This is a genomic window from Niabella ginsenosidivorans (assembly GCF_001654455.1).
Taxonomy (GTDB): domain Bacteria; phylum Bacteroidota; class Bacteroidia; order Chitinophagales; family Chitinophagaceae; genus Niabella; species Niabella ginsenosidivorans.
Genome location: NZ_CP015772.1, coordinates 190541 through 207261 on the forward strand (window position 1 = coordinate 190541; position 16721 = coordinate 207261).

A 16721-nucleotide genomic window follows, 5' to 3' on the forward strand; every position below is an offset into this window, starting at 1 on the left:
GGTAAAATGTATTGTTTAAGGGAGGCCGCATATCCTTCTGTCTGTAATACAGATCAGCGGATTTATTGTTGCCGGTATTCAACATCGGGTCATTTTAATAGTTTTCTGGCACCGGAATTGCCTGTTTAAATAGATAGCTAGTTCAAATGCAGTCGGTTATAGCATATAAAAGAGATGATTTCAACAGGTACCAGCTGATACTGGATCTGCCTCCGGCAATAAAAAAACGCTTTGCGAACGCCCGGGCAAAACTGGATGCACTTTTCAGGGGTATAACCCTTCCCGGCGGTCATCCGTTTATTTATCTCGCTGCTTTTTCCGGCTATGAAACAAAAGAAACAAGCTGGTTAAGTGAGTTGCATAAAGTGGCGCTGGGAATGATGCCTTTTAAGGTACACCTGAAGAATTTTGCATTAGGAAACGGGGATGAGCTCTATATAGATATTGCTGAAAAAATTGTAATTCAAAAGATCATAGAGAAAATAAGCAGGATTCAGCATCACTGGAGCGATGCCCGGCTGAACCCGCTGCCAAGGATCACCCTGGTTAAAGGCTTGTATCACTGGCAACTGGAAAAATGCTGGCCTTATTTTGAAAAGGAAGTTTTCAGGAGCAGTTTTATAATGAACCGGATGCTGCTGTTAAAACAAATGCCCGGATTCCGGTCCTGGCAGATTGAACGATCTTTTCTCTTTGAAAACCAGTTTATACAGGAATAGCTATACTTTAATATAGATCTTTCTTTTATCCATCCACCAGGCAATGGCCCACATCAGCAGGATCACACAGATGGCATAAAGCAGCGAACCATTTTCTTTGGCGCCGGGTGTATGTACCAGTACTTTTGTATAGAGCCAGTTCCAGGGTGTTACTCCGTCTTTCGTTTTAAACAGGGCAGCAGTTTTTGGGAAAAAGGCGCTTAATGCAAAAATGAAAAGAGGGTTTTTGCCAAACACCTCGAAAAAACTGGCCAGGAACCCCCTGCTGCCTTTTATTTCAATAAAGTAGATCATTACACAAAGGGTCAGGAGGGCTAACCCCGTTGTGTATACCGTATAAGAACTGGTCCATATTTTTTTATTGACAGGAAAGACCATATCCCAGCAAAAACCTGTTACCAGTAGGCCAACAGCCGCTACAAACAAAACGGTCAGCATTTTGAACATCGGGTTGCGGTAGTCGTTCTTATCGGTCAGGTCTTTTGGTATTTCAGCACTGCTGTTCCTGATATATATTCCTACAAAATACCCGAAAACGATCTGCACAATAGCAGCCATTGTGCTTGCGATCCCTTCAGGGTCAAAAGGCACCCCCTCCCCTTTATACATGTGAGGTATATGCAGGATGGCTTTATCTACATTGGTGCCAAACCATCCGTTAAGGCTGTAAGGGTCCGATGGGTTACCCAGTATACACAGCGCCCAGTAGGCTAAAAGCAATATCAGGCAAAGGAAATAAGCCGCCCTGGGTTTCAGATAGTATACAATAACCGATGCAAAAAAGTAGCAGACAGCAATACGCTGCAGCACCCCGAAGATCCGGACCCCGCTTGTAGGACTGCTGACCCACCTGATGAATTGCAGCGAACCCTCATTCCACCGGACAAAGGGATACCAGTTCAGAAAAAGCCCGATTCCAAAGATCATCAGGGTTCTTTTGATCACCTTTTTCCAGAATTCCGCAGGGCCGGCCTGTTGTAAACGGGGAATTACAAAGGAGAGCGCATTGCCCACCGCAAACAGGAAAAAGGGAAAAACAAGGTCTGTGGGAGTAAGCCCGTGCCAGGGAGCATGTTCTAAAGGAGCATAAATATGAGCCCAGCTTCCGGGGTTATTTACCAGGATCATCAAACAAACCGTGGCGCCCCTGAAAACATCAAGCGATCGGTATCGAATCTTCATTTTATTGAAATAAACAGTTAAAGTACAAATTATATTTCTAAAATAAATAATTATGTTTTATTAATATTGCACAGCTCAGGCAAGAAAAACGGAACCGGAATCAGAACTGATCGTAGTATTGGCTGTTTTTGTAACAGGAATAGCTTTACGGTAAAACTGTTGATGAAGGCCGGTTAATATAGCATTCAATTTTATCAGGATAATAATATGTCAAAGACAATCATCATTACCGGGGGAGCCGGATTTATAGGATCGCATGTGGTGCGCCTGTTCGTAACAAAATATCCAGATTATAAGATTATTAATCTGGATGCGCTCACCTATGCAGGTAACCTTGAAAATTTAAAAGATATAGAGCAGCAGCCGAATTATATTTTTGAAAAAGCCAATATTGTCAATGCAGAAGAAGTAGCAGCGCTATTTAAAAAATACCAGCCGGATGGGGTCATTCACCTGGCCGCCGAAAGTCACGTGGACCGCTCTATTACCTCGCCACTGGATTTTGTTTACACCAACGTGATCGGCACGGTCAACCTTTTGAATGCGGCAAAGGAATTGTGGAAAGACCATTACGAGGGCAAGCGGTTTCACCATGTGTCTACGGATGAAGTATATGGGGCATTAGGTGCAACCGGGTTATTTACAGAGGAAACCAAATATGACCCGCACTCCCCGTATTCTGCTTCCAAAGCGGCTTCTGATCACTTTGTATACGCCTATTCGGATACCTATGGATTACCCGTTGTACTAACCAACTGTTCCAATAATTACGGCCCCAACCACTTTCCTGAAAAGCTGATACCGCTGATGATCCACAATATCATCAATAATAAACCCCTGCCGGTGTATGGCGATGGGAAGTATACCCGCGACTGGCTGTATGTGATTGACCACGCCCGTGCCATTGACCTGGTGTTCCATAAAGGTAAAAACGGGGAAAAATATAATGTAGGAGGCTTTAATGAATGGCAGAATATTGACCTGGTAAAACTGCTGTGTAAGCAAATGGATGAAAAACTGGGCCGGCCTGCCGGAACCAGTGAGCAGCTGATCACTTTTGTAAAGGACCGGCCTGGTCATGATCTGCGTTATGCCATTGACGCTACCAGGATCAATAAGGAACTGGGGTGGGCCCCTTCCGTAACCTTTGAAGAAGGGCTTTCCAGAACCATTGACTGGTTCCTGGAAAATAAAGAGTGGCTGAACAATGTAACCAGCGGGGAGTATCAGCAGTATTATAAGAAACAATATGCAGACTAACATATGAGACTTACTTTTTTAATAATCTGTACATTAATAACACATGCTCTTTATTCTCAAACGGTAGTATATGGTCCTGAGGTTAGTAAAGAGCAGAAAAAGCTGATTGATGAATTTGTTGATGTGAGTGGCTTTAAAAAGGCGCTTATAGAAGCAGCAAATATGCGGGTTTTTGTGAAAGCTATGGAAGCAAATAAAGAACATCCGGAGGCAATTTCAAAGGCGGATGCTGCCAGAATATTGAGAAGTATTTATGATAGTTATAATTACAAAGAGAAATATTATACGGAGTTTTCCACTGTTACAGAAAAAGAATTAAAGTCATTGATCAAACTCTATAAGGACAATCCATCTTTATCGGAGCGCGGGCAATACATTTTTTGTTCGGTAACACTATTTCATAACCTGGAGAATGAAATAGAAAATGAAATAAAAACGGTTCTTCAAAATAAAGATAAAAAATGAAAGGTATCATACTCGCAGGTGGATCGGGCACCCGGCTATACCCGATCACAAAAGCCATCAGCAAGCAATTAATGCCTGTTTATGATAAGCCCATGATCTATTACCCGCTTTCGGTGCTGATGATGGCAGGTATCCGGGAAGTGCTCATCATTACCACGCCGGAAGACCAGGCCGGTTTTCAGCGGTTGCTGGGCGATGGCAGGAAGATCGGTTGCCGGTTTGAATATGCCGTGCAGGAGGTGCCCAATGGCCTGGCACAGGCCTTTGTCATCGGTGCTGATTTTGTAGGTAAAGACAAAGTAGCGCTGGTGCTGGGCGATAATATTTTTTATGGAGTGGGATTGGGGTCACAACTGAAAAAACTGACCGATATAGATGGCGGTTATGTATTTGCCTACCCCGTATCGGACCCGGAGCGGTATGGTGTGGTGGAGTTTGATGAGAACAGGGTGGCAAGATCTATTGAAGAAAAGCCGGCCGATCCTAAATCCAATTATGCAGTGCCCGGCCTGTATTTTTATGACAACTCGGTGCTGGAAATTGCCCGGAACCTGCAACCTTCCCCGCGGGGTGAATACGAGATCACTGATGTGAATAAAGAGTACCTGCGGCAAAACCGATTGCATGTAGCAGTACTGGACAGGGGCACGGCCTGGCTGGATACCGGCACTTTTGATTCGCTTACGGATGCATCGGAATTTGTGCGGGTGATCGAAAAAAGGCAGGGCATGAAAATAGGCTGTATTGAGGAAATCGCTTACCGGAACGGTTTTATCAATAAAGAGCAGCTGAATTTACTGGCAGATGAACTGGTCAAAAGTGGCTATGGCGCCTATTTAAAAAAAGTGAAGTAAATGAAACCCGTATTTATAAAAGGTGGAACGCATATAGATGAGAGAGGCACTTTATTGTTTAATAACAGTTTTGACGCAACATCTGTAAAAAGGATTTACACTATTGAACATACCAGTACTTCTTTTATAAGAGGCTGGATGGGGCATGAGGTAGAGCATCGCTGGTTTACAGTATTACAGGGATGTTTTAAGATAGATGTACTTGCTATAACTGATTGGCAACAACCCGATCTGCGACCGGAAAAAGCTGTTACGTTTATTTTGGAAGCAGAATCTCTTGATGTATTGCATATTCCTCCCGGACATCTGTTTAGCCTTCAGGCAAAAGAAAGCCCTTCCCGTATTCTGGTAATGGCTGATCGTTTATTGGGAGCTGATAATGATGAACATCGTTACCCTGCTGAAGCGGGCAGGGTGTAACTAATATTCGTGTTCTTAAAATAAAATGACTTCATGTCTGCAGCCTCGTTTTTTGCGCATCCTTCTGCTATTATTGATGAGGGGTGTAGTATTGGTGAAGGAACAAAGATCTGGCATTTTTCACACATCATGTCCGGATGCTCCATTGGTGCCAATTGCAGTTTTGGGCAAAATGTAATGGTGGCATCCAATGTGGTGCTTGGCAATAATGTACGGGTGCAGAACAATGTGTCTATTTATGAAGGAGTGATCTGTGAAGACGATGTATTCCTGGGCCCCAGTATGGTGTTTACAAATGTGATTAATCCACGCAGTGCTATCAGCCGGAAACATCAGTACCGGCCGACTCTTGTTCAAAAGGGAGCATCTGTCGGGGCTAACGCCACGATCGTTTGCGGTAATACAATAGGAGCGTATGCTTTTATAGGGGCTGGTGCCGTGGTTACAAAAGATGTACCTGCCTATGCATTGATGACCGGGAATCCGGCCCGGCAAACCGGCTGGATGAGCGAATATGGCCACAAGCTGGAATTTAATGAAAACGGAAGCGCTGTTTGCCCGGAAAGCGGAGCCCTTTATCAATTAAAAGAAGGCAGGGTCTTTAAACAGGAAGAATAGGAAAGTTTAAAAAATTGTTGAAATAGTACAGGTTCAGAACCAGCTTTCAGTTAAATTCGCTACGTATAACTCCTCAAATTAATATGAAGAAAAAAGTTTTAATAACCGGGGCCGCCGGTTTTCTAGGGTCGCATCTTTGTGACAAATTTATTGCAGAAGGGTATAAGGTTATTGGAATGGACAATCTGATAACCGGCGATTTAAAGAATCTGGAACATTTGTTTGCCAATCCTGATTTTGAATTTTACCACCATGATGTAACCAAATACATCCATATTCCCGGACAACTGGACTATATACTGCATTTTGCTTCGCCTGCAAGCCCGATCGACTATTTGAAAATACCTATCCAGACACTAAAGGTGGGCGCCATGGGTACCCATAACTGTCTGGGCCTTGCCAAGGATAAAGGTGCACGGATGCTGGTGGCTTCTACCAGTGAAGTATATGGGGATCCGCTGGTGCACCCGCAAACAGAGGAATACTGGGGAAATGTGAACCCGGTAGGCCCCCGCGGGGTCTATGACGAGGCAAAGCGATATATGGAATCTATAACAATGGCATATCATACATTTCATAAAGTAGATACGCGTATTGTGCGCATCTTTAATACCTATGGCCCCCGTATGCGGCTAAACGACGGGCGGGCGCTCCCGGCCTTTATAGGACAGGCTTTAAGAGGTGAAAATATTACCGTTTTTGGCGACGGATCTCAAACCCGCAGTTTTTGCTTTGTTTCTGATCTTGTAGAAGGCATTTACAGGCTGCTGTTAAGCAATTATGCATTACCGGTAAATATTGGCAATCCCAATGAAATTTCCCTGAAGGATTTTGCTGAAGAAGTACTGGCCCTGACCGGCAATGCCGTCAAAATTGTTTATAAACCTCTGCCGGTTGACGATCCCAAACAGCGGCAACCAGACATTACGAAGGCAAAAACACTATTGAACTGGGAACCTGAAGTTTCCAGGAAAGAGGGCCTGCAAAGAACATATGATTATTTTAAAAGCCTTCCTTCTGAAGAATGGTACAAACAACCTAAAGAGTTCGTTAGTAACAAATAAGGAACATACGGAACAAAGATCTGCCTGAACGCATTTTTTAATAAGATGCCTGGAATTGCTGCCGGATATATTGAATTTCTATGCTATCTTTGCAGATATGTTTGGCCTTTTTTCGAAGAAAAACAACAAGACGCGAATGGATTACACATTGGTAAAAACCGATATGCATTCTCATTTGCTGCCGGGCATTGATGATGGGGCGCCTGATCTGGAAACATCAATAATGTTGATCCGCCGGTTTAAGGAACTGGGATATACCAAGCTCATTACAACCCCTCATATTCTGTGGGACCTGTATAAAAATACGCCTGATATTATAGAAAACAAGCTGGAACTGGTGCGTAATGCATTAAAAGAGAACCAGATTGATATTGAAATTACTGCTGCCGCGGAATATTTTCTGGACGATCATATGACGGAACTGCTGCAGAAAAAGGAAAAATTACTGACGATCAAAGAAAACCAGGTGCTAACAGAATTTTCCACCATGCACAAGGCCCTGTCTATGAAAGAAAGCCTTTTTGATGTTCAGATGGCCGGCTATCAGCCGATCCTGGCGCACCCTGAACGTTATGTTTATCTTTATAAAAAATGGGATTTCTTTCATGAAATAAAGGATAATGGTGTGCTTTTCCAGTTGAACCTGCTGTCTTTAACAGGTGGATATGGAAGCCGTGTGCAGGAAATTGCCCAGTACCTGCTGGATAATGATTTTTACACCTTTGTTGGAACAGATCTGCATCATGAAGGGCATATGAGCCGTCTTCAGTCATTACAAATTCCGGAAAAGCTTCAGAACCTGTTAACAGGCGATCGTCTTTTAAATAAAGCACTTTAAAAGTAACGGGTTGTTCGGCCGGAATGTATTATCTCCTGGTTTTACACAAAACGTATGGGAGGACTTTCCTTTGGCTGCCGGTATGGCAGCCCGTGGTAAACGGTAAACTTTTTGTTATAATTGAACAACGAGCTTTGCAGATAGACTGTAAAGCTGTAATTTAGATATATTTCAAAAAAGAAGGGTATGGCAAATAAAGAATTTAATGAGTTGTTGGTGGATAATGCGGATTTTTTGAAGCCTTTTGCTGTCAATCTTACAAAGAATACGGAATCAGCTAATGACCTTTACCAGGAAACATTATATAAAGCACTTGCAAACTCAGAAAAGTATCATTCAGGCACCAACATAAAGGCATGGTTGTTTACGATCATGCGGAATATTTTTATCAATGATTACCGGAGGAACGCCAAGCGTAAAACGATCCTGGATAGTACACCGGAAGACTATCTGATCAACCTGAAGCAGGTTTCTGTAACCAATACGGCAGAAAGCTCACTGCATGAAAAAGAGATCCAGGCAGCAATTGAAGGTCTGCCGGAAACGTTCAGGGTTCCGTTTCGTTTATACTTTGAAGGATATAAATACCAGGAAATTGCCGAATACCTGCAGGAACCTTTGGGAACCATTAAAAGCCGTATTCACTTTGCGCGTAAGCTGTTGAAAGAGCAGATACGCAGGTATTAGCCTTTGCTGTTACAATATTAAATGACCCTTTTGTTATAGTTCCTGAACAAAAGGGTTATTTTTTTTCTCATATCCGATGCAGGTACCGGCTCCATGACCGCTGTAAACATGGGTATCATCCGGCAGGGTATAAAGCCGGGTTCTTATAGAATGTTCAAGCGTGTTGAAGTCACCACCCGGCAGATCCGTTCTGCCAATGCTTCCGCTGAAAAGCGTATCTCCACTGATCAGCAGCTTGTTTTCGGCATTGTAAAACGATAAACTGGCGGGCGAATGGCCTGGTGTAAACAGCAGCCTGATCTCATCGGAACCCAGGAGCAGCTTTTCCTTTTCATCTATAAATACAATTTTACCGGAATAAGGGTGAAATTCAAAACCATACATTTCCGCCACTCTGGGGCCAGACTCTAAAACAGGGAGCTCTCCTTTGTGAATGTGCAAAGGAAGGCCCCACCGGTCATAAACAAACTGGTTGCCGAGGATATGATCAATATGACAATGTGTGTTCAACAGGTAAACCGGTTCCAGTTTATTTTCGTCAATGTATTGTAAAAACTGATCCTGTTCGTCTTTATTTGAAAACCCCGGATCTATAATAATGCACCTGCCGGATTCATTATAAAGAATATAAGTATTTTCCTGAAAGGGATTGAAAACAAAACGATGGATGAATAACATAACAAATCTTTACTTTTAGGCGATGAAATTAGCTGAAATTCTGGAAAACAACAGTAAATGATGGGGAAGAAAGGCTTATTGACAATAGGGGTACTGTTGTGGCAGTTTACTGTATGCGCACAAAAAACACTGACCGGAAACGTAAGGGATCATCATAGTGAAGAACCGGTCCCTTTTGCTTCATTTCAGTTTAAACATACAAATACCGGTTTTATAGCGGATTCTGCAGGCAGCTTTCATTTTTCTGCAACGCAGTGGCCTTCAGACACGTTGGTGATAACCAATGTGGGCTATGAAACAAAAGAAATTCCTCTTCGTCAGGGTACAGATTCCCTGAAGATATTGCTTGAACCCAGGACCTATGACAACGGGGTTGTAGTAAAAACAAAGATCAATATGGGCTTATATATCTGGAAGAACATTGTAAAGCACAAGCCTTATAACGACAGGTTCCGGCATTTTGATAATTTTTATTATGAGATCTATAATAAAATGGAGCTGGACCTGAAAAACTTAAAAAGCATACAGAAGATCACCAATATAAAGCCTTTCCGCCCTATGAATGAACTGATCAACCGGAACATAGATACAACAGAAGGGGTTAAGTTTTTGCCAACATATTTAACAGAATCGATCTCAGATTACTATTACCAGAAAAAGCCGTTAAGACGCAGGGAGGAAATAAAAGCGTATAATACAAATGGAATTAATAATGCCAGCATGGTAAAGTTTTTAGGGGGTATGGATCAGGTGATCAATGTGTATAATGATTTTATAAACGTCTTTAACCGGCAATTTATAAGTCCGCTTAGCAGCAGTGGCAATTTTTATTATAAATATGCCTTAAGCGATACGCAACGCATCGGTTATCAAAAATTTTATCACCTGGTATTTACTCCTAAAAATAAAGGCTCCAACACCTTTGAAGGGGATTGCTGGGTGGCTGCCGGAAGCTTTGCCATACAGAAAATGAGTTTGCGGCTGGATAAGTCTGCCGATGTCAATTTCCTGGACCGCCTGAGCCTTATACAGGAGTACAAAAAAATCAATGACAGTACCTGGTTTATTGCAAAGGATAAATTTGTAGCGGATTTTTCCCCGGCGGGAAAACAGGTGCCGGGGATCATTGCGCGCAAAACCACCACCTATCAAAATGCCCTTGTAAATGATAGCAGCGTTACCAATGTGCTGAAACAGAATAAAAAGATAGAAGAGATTATTGTAAAAACCGGATCAGGGGATAAACAGGCCGGGTACTGGGATAGTGCCCGGCATGAAGGGCTAACCACCAATGAAGTGAACATCATGAATATGATGGACACGGTTTTGAACTCGCCGACCTATAAGAAAATAACCAAACAGATCGCATTTTTGGGGTCAGGATTGTTTAATATAGGTAATGTGCAGTTGGGGTCGGCTTATAACTGGTTCAGCGGAAACGGCTGGGAAGGGTTCCGTATGCGGTTTGATGTTGCCAGTAACGTGCATTTTGATAAAAAGCTATGGTGGCATACGTACCTTGCGTATGGTTTCAGCGATAAAAAGTTTAAAGGAGAAGCCGAAGTTTTTTACCTGCCTAAAAAAGAGCCTAAACGCCAATACTGGTACCTGGGATATAAAAATGATCTGGATTTTGGACAAACCTATTTTGGAGAAATTTCCAATGATAACATTTTTGCGTTTGCCATACGTAAGCCCAATATTCCTTTAAAATACATCAACCTGGAACAGGCACAATTTGAGTTTTTTAATGAGCTGGGGAAAGGATTTTCCTTTTTAACAAATGTGTCCCGGAAAACATACCGGCCGCTGAAAAATCTGGTGCCTGCGGATTCCTTCAGGATGGGTTATAATGGCTTAACCGGTTCGGAGATCACGGTAAAATTCCGGTATGCATTCCAGGAAAAATTCATTGAATCTAACTTTTTCAGAAGCAGCCTTGGGAGCAGGTACCCTATTGTTGAAGCTTCTGTTACCAGAGGTATTTCAGGTTTTCTGGGAGGTAATTATAATTATACAAAGGTGCTGGCAAGCGTTTCCCATATTTTAAAAATCCCGCCGTTAGGGGTTATCAATTATCAGGTTTACACAGGTAAAACATTTGGTACGGTACCTTATATGTTCTTAAATGTAGCGCCCGGCAATGAGCTGTATTATTATAACCGGTATGCTTTTAATATGATGAACCGGTATGAATTTATTAATGACCGTTTTGCCGGTATTAATTTTGAGCACAATATCGGTAATGGTATTTTCAAATTGTTCCCCAAATTAAAATTCCGCCAGTTGTATACCGTTAAGGCCTTATGGGGCACGCTTTCTGACGCAAACAAGTCACTGAATTTTAAAGAAGGGCATAATTTTCAGTCGCTGGATGGAAAGACCTATATGGAAGTGGGCACGGGCATTGATAATATCCTGCGTTTTTTCAGGGTGGATTTTGTCTGGCGGGTATTGCCCAGGAGCTCCATTAAAACCAGTACTGCCCATTTTGGCGTTTTTGGAAGCGTAAGGCTGAATTTTTAGATGCCGCACTTTTAGCGTTGATAAATAGTTACCACGTTTCCTTTGCCGCAGATGACCATTGAAGCCAGGTCAATGAACAGGCCATGTTCCACCACTCCTGTAATATGATCCAGCTCTTTTGCAAGAGCAGCCGGATCATCAATAAGCCCAAAGTCTACGTCAAGGATGTAATTGTGCTGGTCAGTAAGATACACCTGGCCGTTCCTGTTGCGTAAAACCGCTCTTCCGTTTAAAGCGCTTAGCTTACGGGCCACGGCATTGGATGCAAAGGGAATTACTTCAACCGGAACTTTAAAGGCGCCCAGTTTTTCAACCTGCTTGGATGAATCGGCAATAATGATCTGTTGTTGCGTAATGGATGCCACAATTTTTTCCCGCAACAATGCGCCGCCGCCACCCTTTATTAATTGTAGCTTGCTATCAAACTCATCAGCCCCATCAATGGTTATGTCAATTGCAGTAACTTCATTAATATCTGCCAAAGGAATAGCCAGCGCTGCTGCCATCTTTTTTGTTTCTTCTGATGTAGGAATGGCTTTGATCGTCAATCCTTCCTTTACCATTTCCCCAACGCTCTGAATGGCAAAATAGGCAGTAGAGCCCGTACCCAAACCTATTATTTGCCCTTCTTTTATATAGGTTACCGCTTTTAGAGCGGCGTTCTTTTTTTCCTGTTCGTTCATGCTAAGGTATTTAATGTTTTGATGATAATGGCACAGGCTTTTTCAATGATTTCTTCAGCAATGGTAAGCGGCGGGCAGACCCTGAACGCGGAGGGAGCAAATAAGAACCAATCGGTAAATACACCCATCTCTTTATTTTGAAGAATGGCATCAATCAGCTTTTTATTTGCCTCAAATGTTCCTAAATCAACAGCCATCCATAAGCCAAAGGAATGAATGCTTTTGATCTTCGGGTGTTGTAATAAAGAGCTGAATAACGCTTCTTTTGCGGCTACACCTTCAGCCAGTTGCTCTTCCAGTAATACATTTAGCGCGGCATGGCCGGCAGCACAGGAAACAGGATGCCCTCCAAACGTAGTGATATGGCCTAATACAGGGTTTTCTGTAAGGGTCATCATTATTTTCCGGTCGCTTATAAAAGCGCCCAACGGCATTCCTCCGCCCAGGGCTTTGCCCAGTAATAAAATATCGGGCACCACGTCAAAATGCTGAAAGCCCCATAATTTCCCGGTGCGCCCGAATCCCGCCTGTATCTCATCCAGCACCAGTAATGTGCCCGTTGCAGCACATTGTTGCCGTACTGCCTGTATCCATTCTTTTTGTGGGGCTATAATTCCTCCTTCGGCCTGAACGGTTTCTAAAATAACGCAGGCTGTTGTTTCATTAATTTCATGCAGCCAGTCGTAAGAGTTGTAATTAACATGTAAAATACCGGGTAATAGAGGCCGGTAGGCATTGCGCCAGTATTCATCTCCCAAAATGCTCAATGCGCCTTGCGTAGAGCCGTGATAGGAGTTTTTTGCCGCGATGATCTTTGTGCGGTTGGTAGAACGTTTTGCCAGTTTCATAGCCCCTTCCACAGCTTCTGCTCCTGAATTGGTAAAATAAACAGAATTGAGGGAATCCGGTAAATGGTCAGCAAGCAGTTGGGCATACTGTACCTGAGGGCTCTGCACCACTTCTCCGTAAACCATTACGTGCAGGTAAGCATCCAGTTGCTTTTTAATGGCATCAATCACAGCCGGATGCCCATGCCCGGTATTGGCCACACTGATGCCGCCAATGAGGTCAATATATTCTTTACCGTTTCTGTCAAAAAGACTGGTACCCTTTGCTTTTGAAACTTCAAGAGTGAGCGGAGCCGAAGAAGTTTGTGCTACATGCCTTAAAAAAAGTTCGCGCTGATTCATGGGCTTCAAAATTACACACTTACACATGAAACAGGAAACCAGTGGTATTTTCCTATTTTTGCTAACAATTGTTCGGGTATGAAGGTTGATACTTTACGTATAGTTACAGCGGCTTCCCTGTTCGATGGGCATGATGCTGCCATTAATATAATGCGCCGCATATTGCAATCAAAGGGTGTCGAAATTATCCATTTAGGCCATAACAGGGCGGTACAGGAAATTGTGGAATGTGCTATTGAAGAAGACGCGCACGCCATTGCCATTACCAGCTACCAGGGTGGGCATATAGAGTTTTTTAAATACATGAAGGACCTGCTGGCAGCATCAGGCTGTGGTCATATAAAGATCTTTGGGGGAGGGGGCGGTACCATTCTGCCTCATGAAACTGAGGAACTGCATGCTTATGGTATTGACAGGATCTACAGCCCGGATGATGGAAGAAAACTGGGTTTAGAAGGAATGATTGATGATCTTATTAAGATTACCCGTTCCAAAGAAAGCAGGGAGGCTTTTAATAATGCACCTGAAAGCTGGAGCGGAGAACCGCCGTTGGGCGAAGCCAAAGACATCCGGCAGATTGCCCGGGCTATTACTTTGGCCGAGCTGGGTCGTGCTCATTTGCCGGAAGCATTCAAACAAGCGCATACGCGTAAAGCGCCGGTATTGGGCATTACAGGTACCGGTGGTGCGGGTAAATCATCTGTGACTGATGAACTGGTGCGCCGATTCTTACATGAATACGCTGATAAAACCATCGCGGTCATTTCTGTTGACCCCTCCCGGAAAAAAACGGGTGGTGCCCTGCTGGGCGATCGTATCCGTATGAATGCCATTGCTCATCCAAGAGCCTATATGCGTTCTATGGCTACGCGTAATGAGCACGCTGCCTTAAGCGGAGCCATACAGAAAGCGATTGACGTGTGCCAGTCCGCAGCCTTTGATTGCATTATCCTGGAAAGCGCCGGCGTGGGCCAAAGCGATGCCTCTATTGTGGATTATGCAGATGTGAGTATATACGTAATGACACCTGAGTATGGCGCGGCCTCTCAGCTGGAAAAAATTAATATGCTGGACTACGCGGACATCATTTGTATTAACAAGTTTGATAAAGCAGGGGCTCAGGATGCATTAATGGAGGTAAGAAAGCAATACAAAAGAAATCATTCGTTATGGCATACGGCAGATGATGAGTTGCCCGTAATAGGAACAGTTGCTGCAAAATTTAATGACCCGGGCGTCAATGAACTGTTCGTAAAAATGATACAGGTATTGAATAAGAAAACTGAAGCAGGGTTTAACGAGCTTATTTCCTTTCAGTATTCAGCCCAGTTGGAGCGGTCTGTTATTCCTGGTAAAAGAGCACGTTATCTTTCAGATATTGCAGATGCTGTGCGGCAGTATAATCAATGGGTGGGAGACCAGGCGGCTGTTGCAACAAAGCTGTACCAGTTAGAAGGCGTAATAAAAATGTATGAATGAATGTGCTACGCAGACAAAAAGTGAATATTAAGGAAAGAGAGTTAGAATGAAAGAAGCTATCATAAAAGAACAGTTGCAGGCGCAGCAGCAGCAACTGTCAACAGCTCTGGATGCCGGCAATAAGCAATTGCTGCAACAATGGCCGCTGTTACTGGAACGATATAATAAGGACGTATTTGAATTTACTGTGCGGGATAAAACAATCAGCCTGCCTTTAACAACCAATTCCTTAAGCGGTACGAAGATTAAAAAGATCCTGCTTCCGAAGTATAAGGATTGGGGCGATATCCTGAAATGGCAGCTACAGGAAAATGTTCCCGGCAAATTCCCTTTTACAGCAGGTGTGTTTGATCTGAAGCGGCAGGAAGAAGACCCTACCCGCATGTTTGCGGGGGAGGGCAGCCCGGAAAGAACCAATAAGCGCTTTCATTACGTAAGTGCAGATGCACCCGCAAAACGGCTCAGTACGGCATTTGACAGCGTTACGTTGTATGGAGAGGATCCGGGGCATCGCCCGGATATTTATGGAAAGATAGGCAACAGCGGTGTAAGCATAGCTACGGTTGATGATGCTAAAAAACTGTATAGCGGTTTTGATCTTTGTGATCCTGCAACCTCCGTTTCAATGACCATTAACGGGCCGGCTCCCATCATCCTTGCATTCTTTTTAAATGCTGCCATTGACCAGGAATGTGAGAAGTATATTGCCGCGCATGATCTGTGGGACAAGGTAGCGACAGTACGCAAAAAGAAATTTGAACATACAAAGGCGCCTGTATACTTTAATCCCCTGCACCCGGAAGGGCTGCCCCCGGGCAATAACGGACTGGGTTTGCAATTGCTGGGATTAAGCGGCGATGAGGTCCTTGATAAAGAAACCTACGAGCGTATTAAAGGTGTTGCATTAACAAAAGTGCGGGGCACGGTACAGGCTGATATTTTAAAAGAAGATCAGGCACAAAATACCTGTATTTTCTCTACGGAGTTTGCATTGAAGCTTATGGGCGATGTTCAGGAATATTTTATTGAGCACAGGGTACGCAATTTTTACAGTGTAAGCATCAGCGGGTATCATATTGCAGAAGCCGGTGCCAACCCTATCACCCAGCTTGCTTTTACTTTGGCCAACGGGTTTACCTATGTAGAGTACTATCTGAGCAGGGGAATGCAGATAGATGATTTTGCGCCGAACCTTTCCTTTTTCTTTAGCAACGGAATGGATCCGGAGTACAGCGTAATAGGCCGTGTAGCCCGGCGTATATGGGCCAAGGTTATTAAGAACGTTTATAAGGGAAATGAACGTTCTCAGAAGCTGAAATATCATATACAAACATCAGGGCGCAGCCTGCATGCACAGGAAATTGATTTTAATGATATCCGCACTACATTGCAGGCTTTATATGCGATCTATGATAACTGTAATTCACTGCATACCAACGCCTATGATGAAGCCATTACAACGCCCACAGAGGAAAGCGTGCGAAGGGCGATGGCAATACAGCTAATCATTAACAAAGAACTGGGAACGGCCCGGTCAGAAAATTTTATACAGGGAAGCTTTGCTATAGAAGAGCTGACGGATCTGGTAGAAGAAGCGGTGCTGATGGAATTTGACCGTATTAACGAGCGGGGCGGTGTTCTGGGGGCTATGGAACGTATGTATCAGCGTAATAAAATACAGGAAGAAAGCCTGTATTATGAAATGAAGAAAAACGATGGGAGCCTCTCCCTCATTGGAGTCAATACCTTCTTAAGCAAACAGGGAAGCCCTACCGTTTTACCCAATGAAGTGATCCGCAGCACCCCTGAAGAAAAAGAACAGCAAATCCGGAACCTGAAAAATTTTCTTGAAGCTAATAAAGACAAAAGTGCAGCAGCGCTTGCAACGTTAAAACAGGCTGCTGTAGAAGGGAGAAATTTATTCAACGTTCTGATGGAATGCGTAAAAGCCTGTTCGCTGGGGCAGATCACACACGCATTATATGAGGTTGGTGGTCAATATCGCCGCAGTATGTAATATATTTCCTTAATTTCGTCCGAATCAAAATATAAAATCAG

General features: G+C 43.5%; 14 protein-coding genes and 1 pseudogene. 11 read left to right on the forward strand and 4 right to left on the reverse strand.

Features of this window, described 5'->3' with window-relative positions; all coding sequences use genetic code 11:
• Positions 1-146 precede the first annotated feature (146 nt).
• Positions 147-719: a hypothetical protein gene (locus A8C56_RS00875; RefSeq protein ID WP_067750853.1), complete on the forward strand. Its 573-nt coding sequence runs from the start codon at positions 147-149 to the stop codon at positions 717-719.
• On the opposite strand, the gene A8C56_RS00880 is transcribed toward A8C56_RS00875, so the two are convergent.
• Positions 720-1901, reverse strand: a complete 1182-nt coding sequence (locus tag A8C56_RS00880; RefSeq protein WP_067750856.1) for an acyltransferase family protein — start codon at positions 1899-1901, stop codon at positions 720-722.
• 207 nt (positions 1902-2108) lie between these two features.
• On the opposite strand from A8C56_RS00880, the gene rfbB reads away from it, so the two are divergent.
• From rfbB to A8C56_RS00920, 8 genes are all read left to right on the forward strand, one after another.
• Positions 2109-3161: a dTDP-glucose 4,6-dehydratase gene (gene rfbB / locus A8C56_RS00885; protein WP_067750859.1), complete on the forward strand. Its 1053-nt coding sequence runs from the start codon at positions 2109-2111 to the stop codon at positions 3159-3161.
• Positions 3162-3164: 3 nt separating this feature from the next.
• Positions 3165-3626, forward strand: coding sequence for a hypothetical protein (locus A8C56_RS00890; RefSeq protein ID WP_067750861.1), 462 nt, complete (start codon positions 3165-3167; stop codon positions 3624-3626).
• A complete protein-coding gene (gene rfbA, locus A8C56_RS00895) occupies positions 3623-4480 on the forward strand; it encodes a glucose-1-phosphate thymidylyltransferase RfbA (RefSeq protein WP_067750864.1) in 858 nt (285 codons plus the stop codon). Before A8C56_RS00890 ends, rfbA begins: the two co-directional genes overlap by 4 nt.
• On the forward strand, positions 4481-4900 hold the full coding sequence (locus A8C56_RS00900) for a cupin domain-containing protein (RefSeq protein WP_067750866.1): 420 nt from the start codon (positions 4481-4483) through the stop codon (positions 4898-4900). It abuts the gene before it with no gap.
• 33 nt (positions 4901-4933) lie between these two features.
• Positions 4934-5518, forward strand: coding sequence for an acyltransferase (locus A8C56_RS00905; RefSeq protein WP_067750867.1), 585 nt, complete (start codon positions 4934-4936; stop codon positions 5516-5518).
• Positions 5519-5601: 83 nt separating this feature from the next.
• On the forward strand, positions 5602-6582 hold the full coding sequence (locus A8C56_RS00910; protein WP_067750870.1) for a UDP-glucuronic acid decarboxylase family protein: 981 nt from the start codon (positions 5602-5604) through the stop codon (positions 6580-6582).
• 136 nt (positions 6583-6718) lie between these two features.
• Positions 6719-7420, forward strand: a complete 702-nt coding sequence (locus A8C56_RS00915; RefSeq protein ID WP_157097829.1) for a tyrosine-protein phosphatase — start codon at positions 6719-6721, stop codon at positions 7418-7420.
• A gap of 186 nt (positions 7421-7606) precedes the next feature.
• On the forward strand, positions 7607-8107 hold the full coding sequence (locus tag A8C56_RS00920) for an RNA polymerase sigma factor (protein ID WP_067750872.1): 501 nt from the start codon (positions 7607-7609) through the stop codon (positions 8105-8107).
• Between the two features lie 33 nt (positions 8108-8140).
• On the opposite strand, the gene A8C56_RS00925 is transcribed toward A8C56_RS00920, so the two are convergent.
• On the reverse strand, positions 8141-8785 hold the full coding sequence (locus A8C56_RS00925) for an MBL fold metallo-hydrolase (RefSeq protein WP_067750875.1): 645 nt from the start codon (positions 8783-8785) through the stop codon (positions 8141-8143).
• 57 nt (positions 8786-8842) lie between these two features.
• Here A8C56_RS00925 and A8C56_RS00930 point away from each other — a divergent pair, with 57 nt between their 5' ends.
• Positions 8843-11311: a DUF5686 and carboxypeptidase-like regulatory domain-containing protein gene (locus tag A8C56_RS00930; RefSeq protein WP_245645706.1), complete on the forward strand. Its 2469-nt coding sequence runs from the start codon at positions 8843-8845 to the stop codon at positions 11309-11311.
• 11 nt (positions 11312-11322) lie between these two features.
• On the opposite strand, the gene rpiA is transcribed toward A8C56_RS00930, so the two are convergent.
• Positions 11323-11994, reverse strand: coding sequence for a ribose-5-phosphate isomerase RpiA (rpiA, locus tag A8C56_RS00935; RefSeq protein WP_067750878.1), 672 nt, complete (start codon positions 11992-11994; stop codon positions 11323-11325).
• Positions 11991-13184, reverse strand: coding sequence for an aspartate aminotransferase family protein (locus A8C56_RS00940; protein ID WP_067750880.1), 1194 nt, complete (start codon positions 13182-13184; stop codon positions 11991-11993). The genes rpiA and A8C56_RS00940 overlap by 4 nt, the downstream gene beginning before the upstream one ends.
• 78 nt (positions 13185-13262) lie before the next feature.
• Here A8C56_RS00940 and A8C56_RS25435 point away from each other — a divergent pair.
• Positions 13263-16680: pseudogene (locus tag A8C56_RS25435) on the forward strand (methylmalonyl-CoA mutase family protein).
• Positions 16681-16721: the final 41 nt, after the last annotated feature.

Bases quoted from the DNA above. Each gene is read 5' to 3' on its own strand.
- A8C56_RS00875 (WP_067750853.1), top strand. From the start codon at position 147: ATGCAGTCGGTTATAGCATATAAAAGAGATGATTTCAACAGGTACCAG.
- A8C56_RS00880 (WP_067750856.1), bottom strand. From the start codon at position 1,901: ATGAAGATTCGATACCGATCGCTTGATGTTTTCAGGGGCGCCACGGTT.
- rfbB (WP_067750859.1), top strand. From the start codon at position 2,109: ATGTCAAAGACAATCATCATTACCGGGGGAGCCGGATTTATAGGATCG.
- A8C56_RS00890 (WP_067750861.1), top strand. From the start codon at position 3,165: ATGAGACTTACTTTTTTAATAATCTGTACATTAATAACACATGCTCTT.
- rfbA (WP_067750864.1), top strand. From the start codon at position 3,623: ATGAAAGGTATCATACTCGCAGGTGGATCGGGCACCCGGCTATACCCG.
- A8C56_RS00900 (WP_067750866.1), top strand. From the start codon at position 4,481: ATGAAACCCGTATTTATAAAAGGTGGAACGCATATAGATGAGAGAGGC.
- A8C56_RS00905 (WP_067750867.1), top strand. From the start codon at position 4,934: ATGTCTGCAGCCTCGTTTTTTGCGCATCCTTCTGCTATTATTGATGAG.
- A8C56_RS00910 (WP_067750870.1), top strand. From the start codon at position 5,602: ATGAAGAAAAAAGTTTTAATAACCGGGGCCGCCGGTTTTCTAGGGTCG.
- A8C56_RS00915 (WP_157097829.1), top strand. From the start codon at position 6,719: ATGGATTACACATTGGTAAAAACCGATATGCATTCTCATTTGCTGCCG.
- A8C56_RS00920 (WP_067750872.1), top strand. From the start codon at position 7,607: ATGGCAAATAAAGAATTTAATGAGTTGTTGGTGGATAATGCGGATTTT.
- A8C56_RS00925 (WP_067750875.1), bottom strand. From the start codon at position 8,785: ATGTTATTCATCCATCGTTTTGTTTTCAATCCCTTTCAGGAAAATACT.
- A8C56_RS00930 (WP_245645706.1), top strand. From the start codon at position 8,843: ATGATGGGGAAGAAAGGCTTATTGACAATAGGGGTACTGTTGTGGCAG.
- rpiA (WP_067750878.1), bottom strand. From the start codon at position 11,994: ATGAACGAACAGGAAAAAAAGAACGCCGCTCTAAAAGCGGTAACCTAT.
- A8C56_RS00940 (WP_067750880.1), bottom strand. From the start codon at position 13,184: ATGAATCAGCGCGAACTTTTTTTAAGGCATGTAGCACAAACTTCTTCG.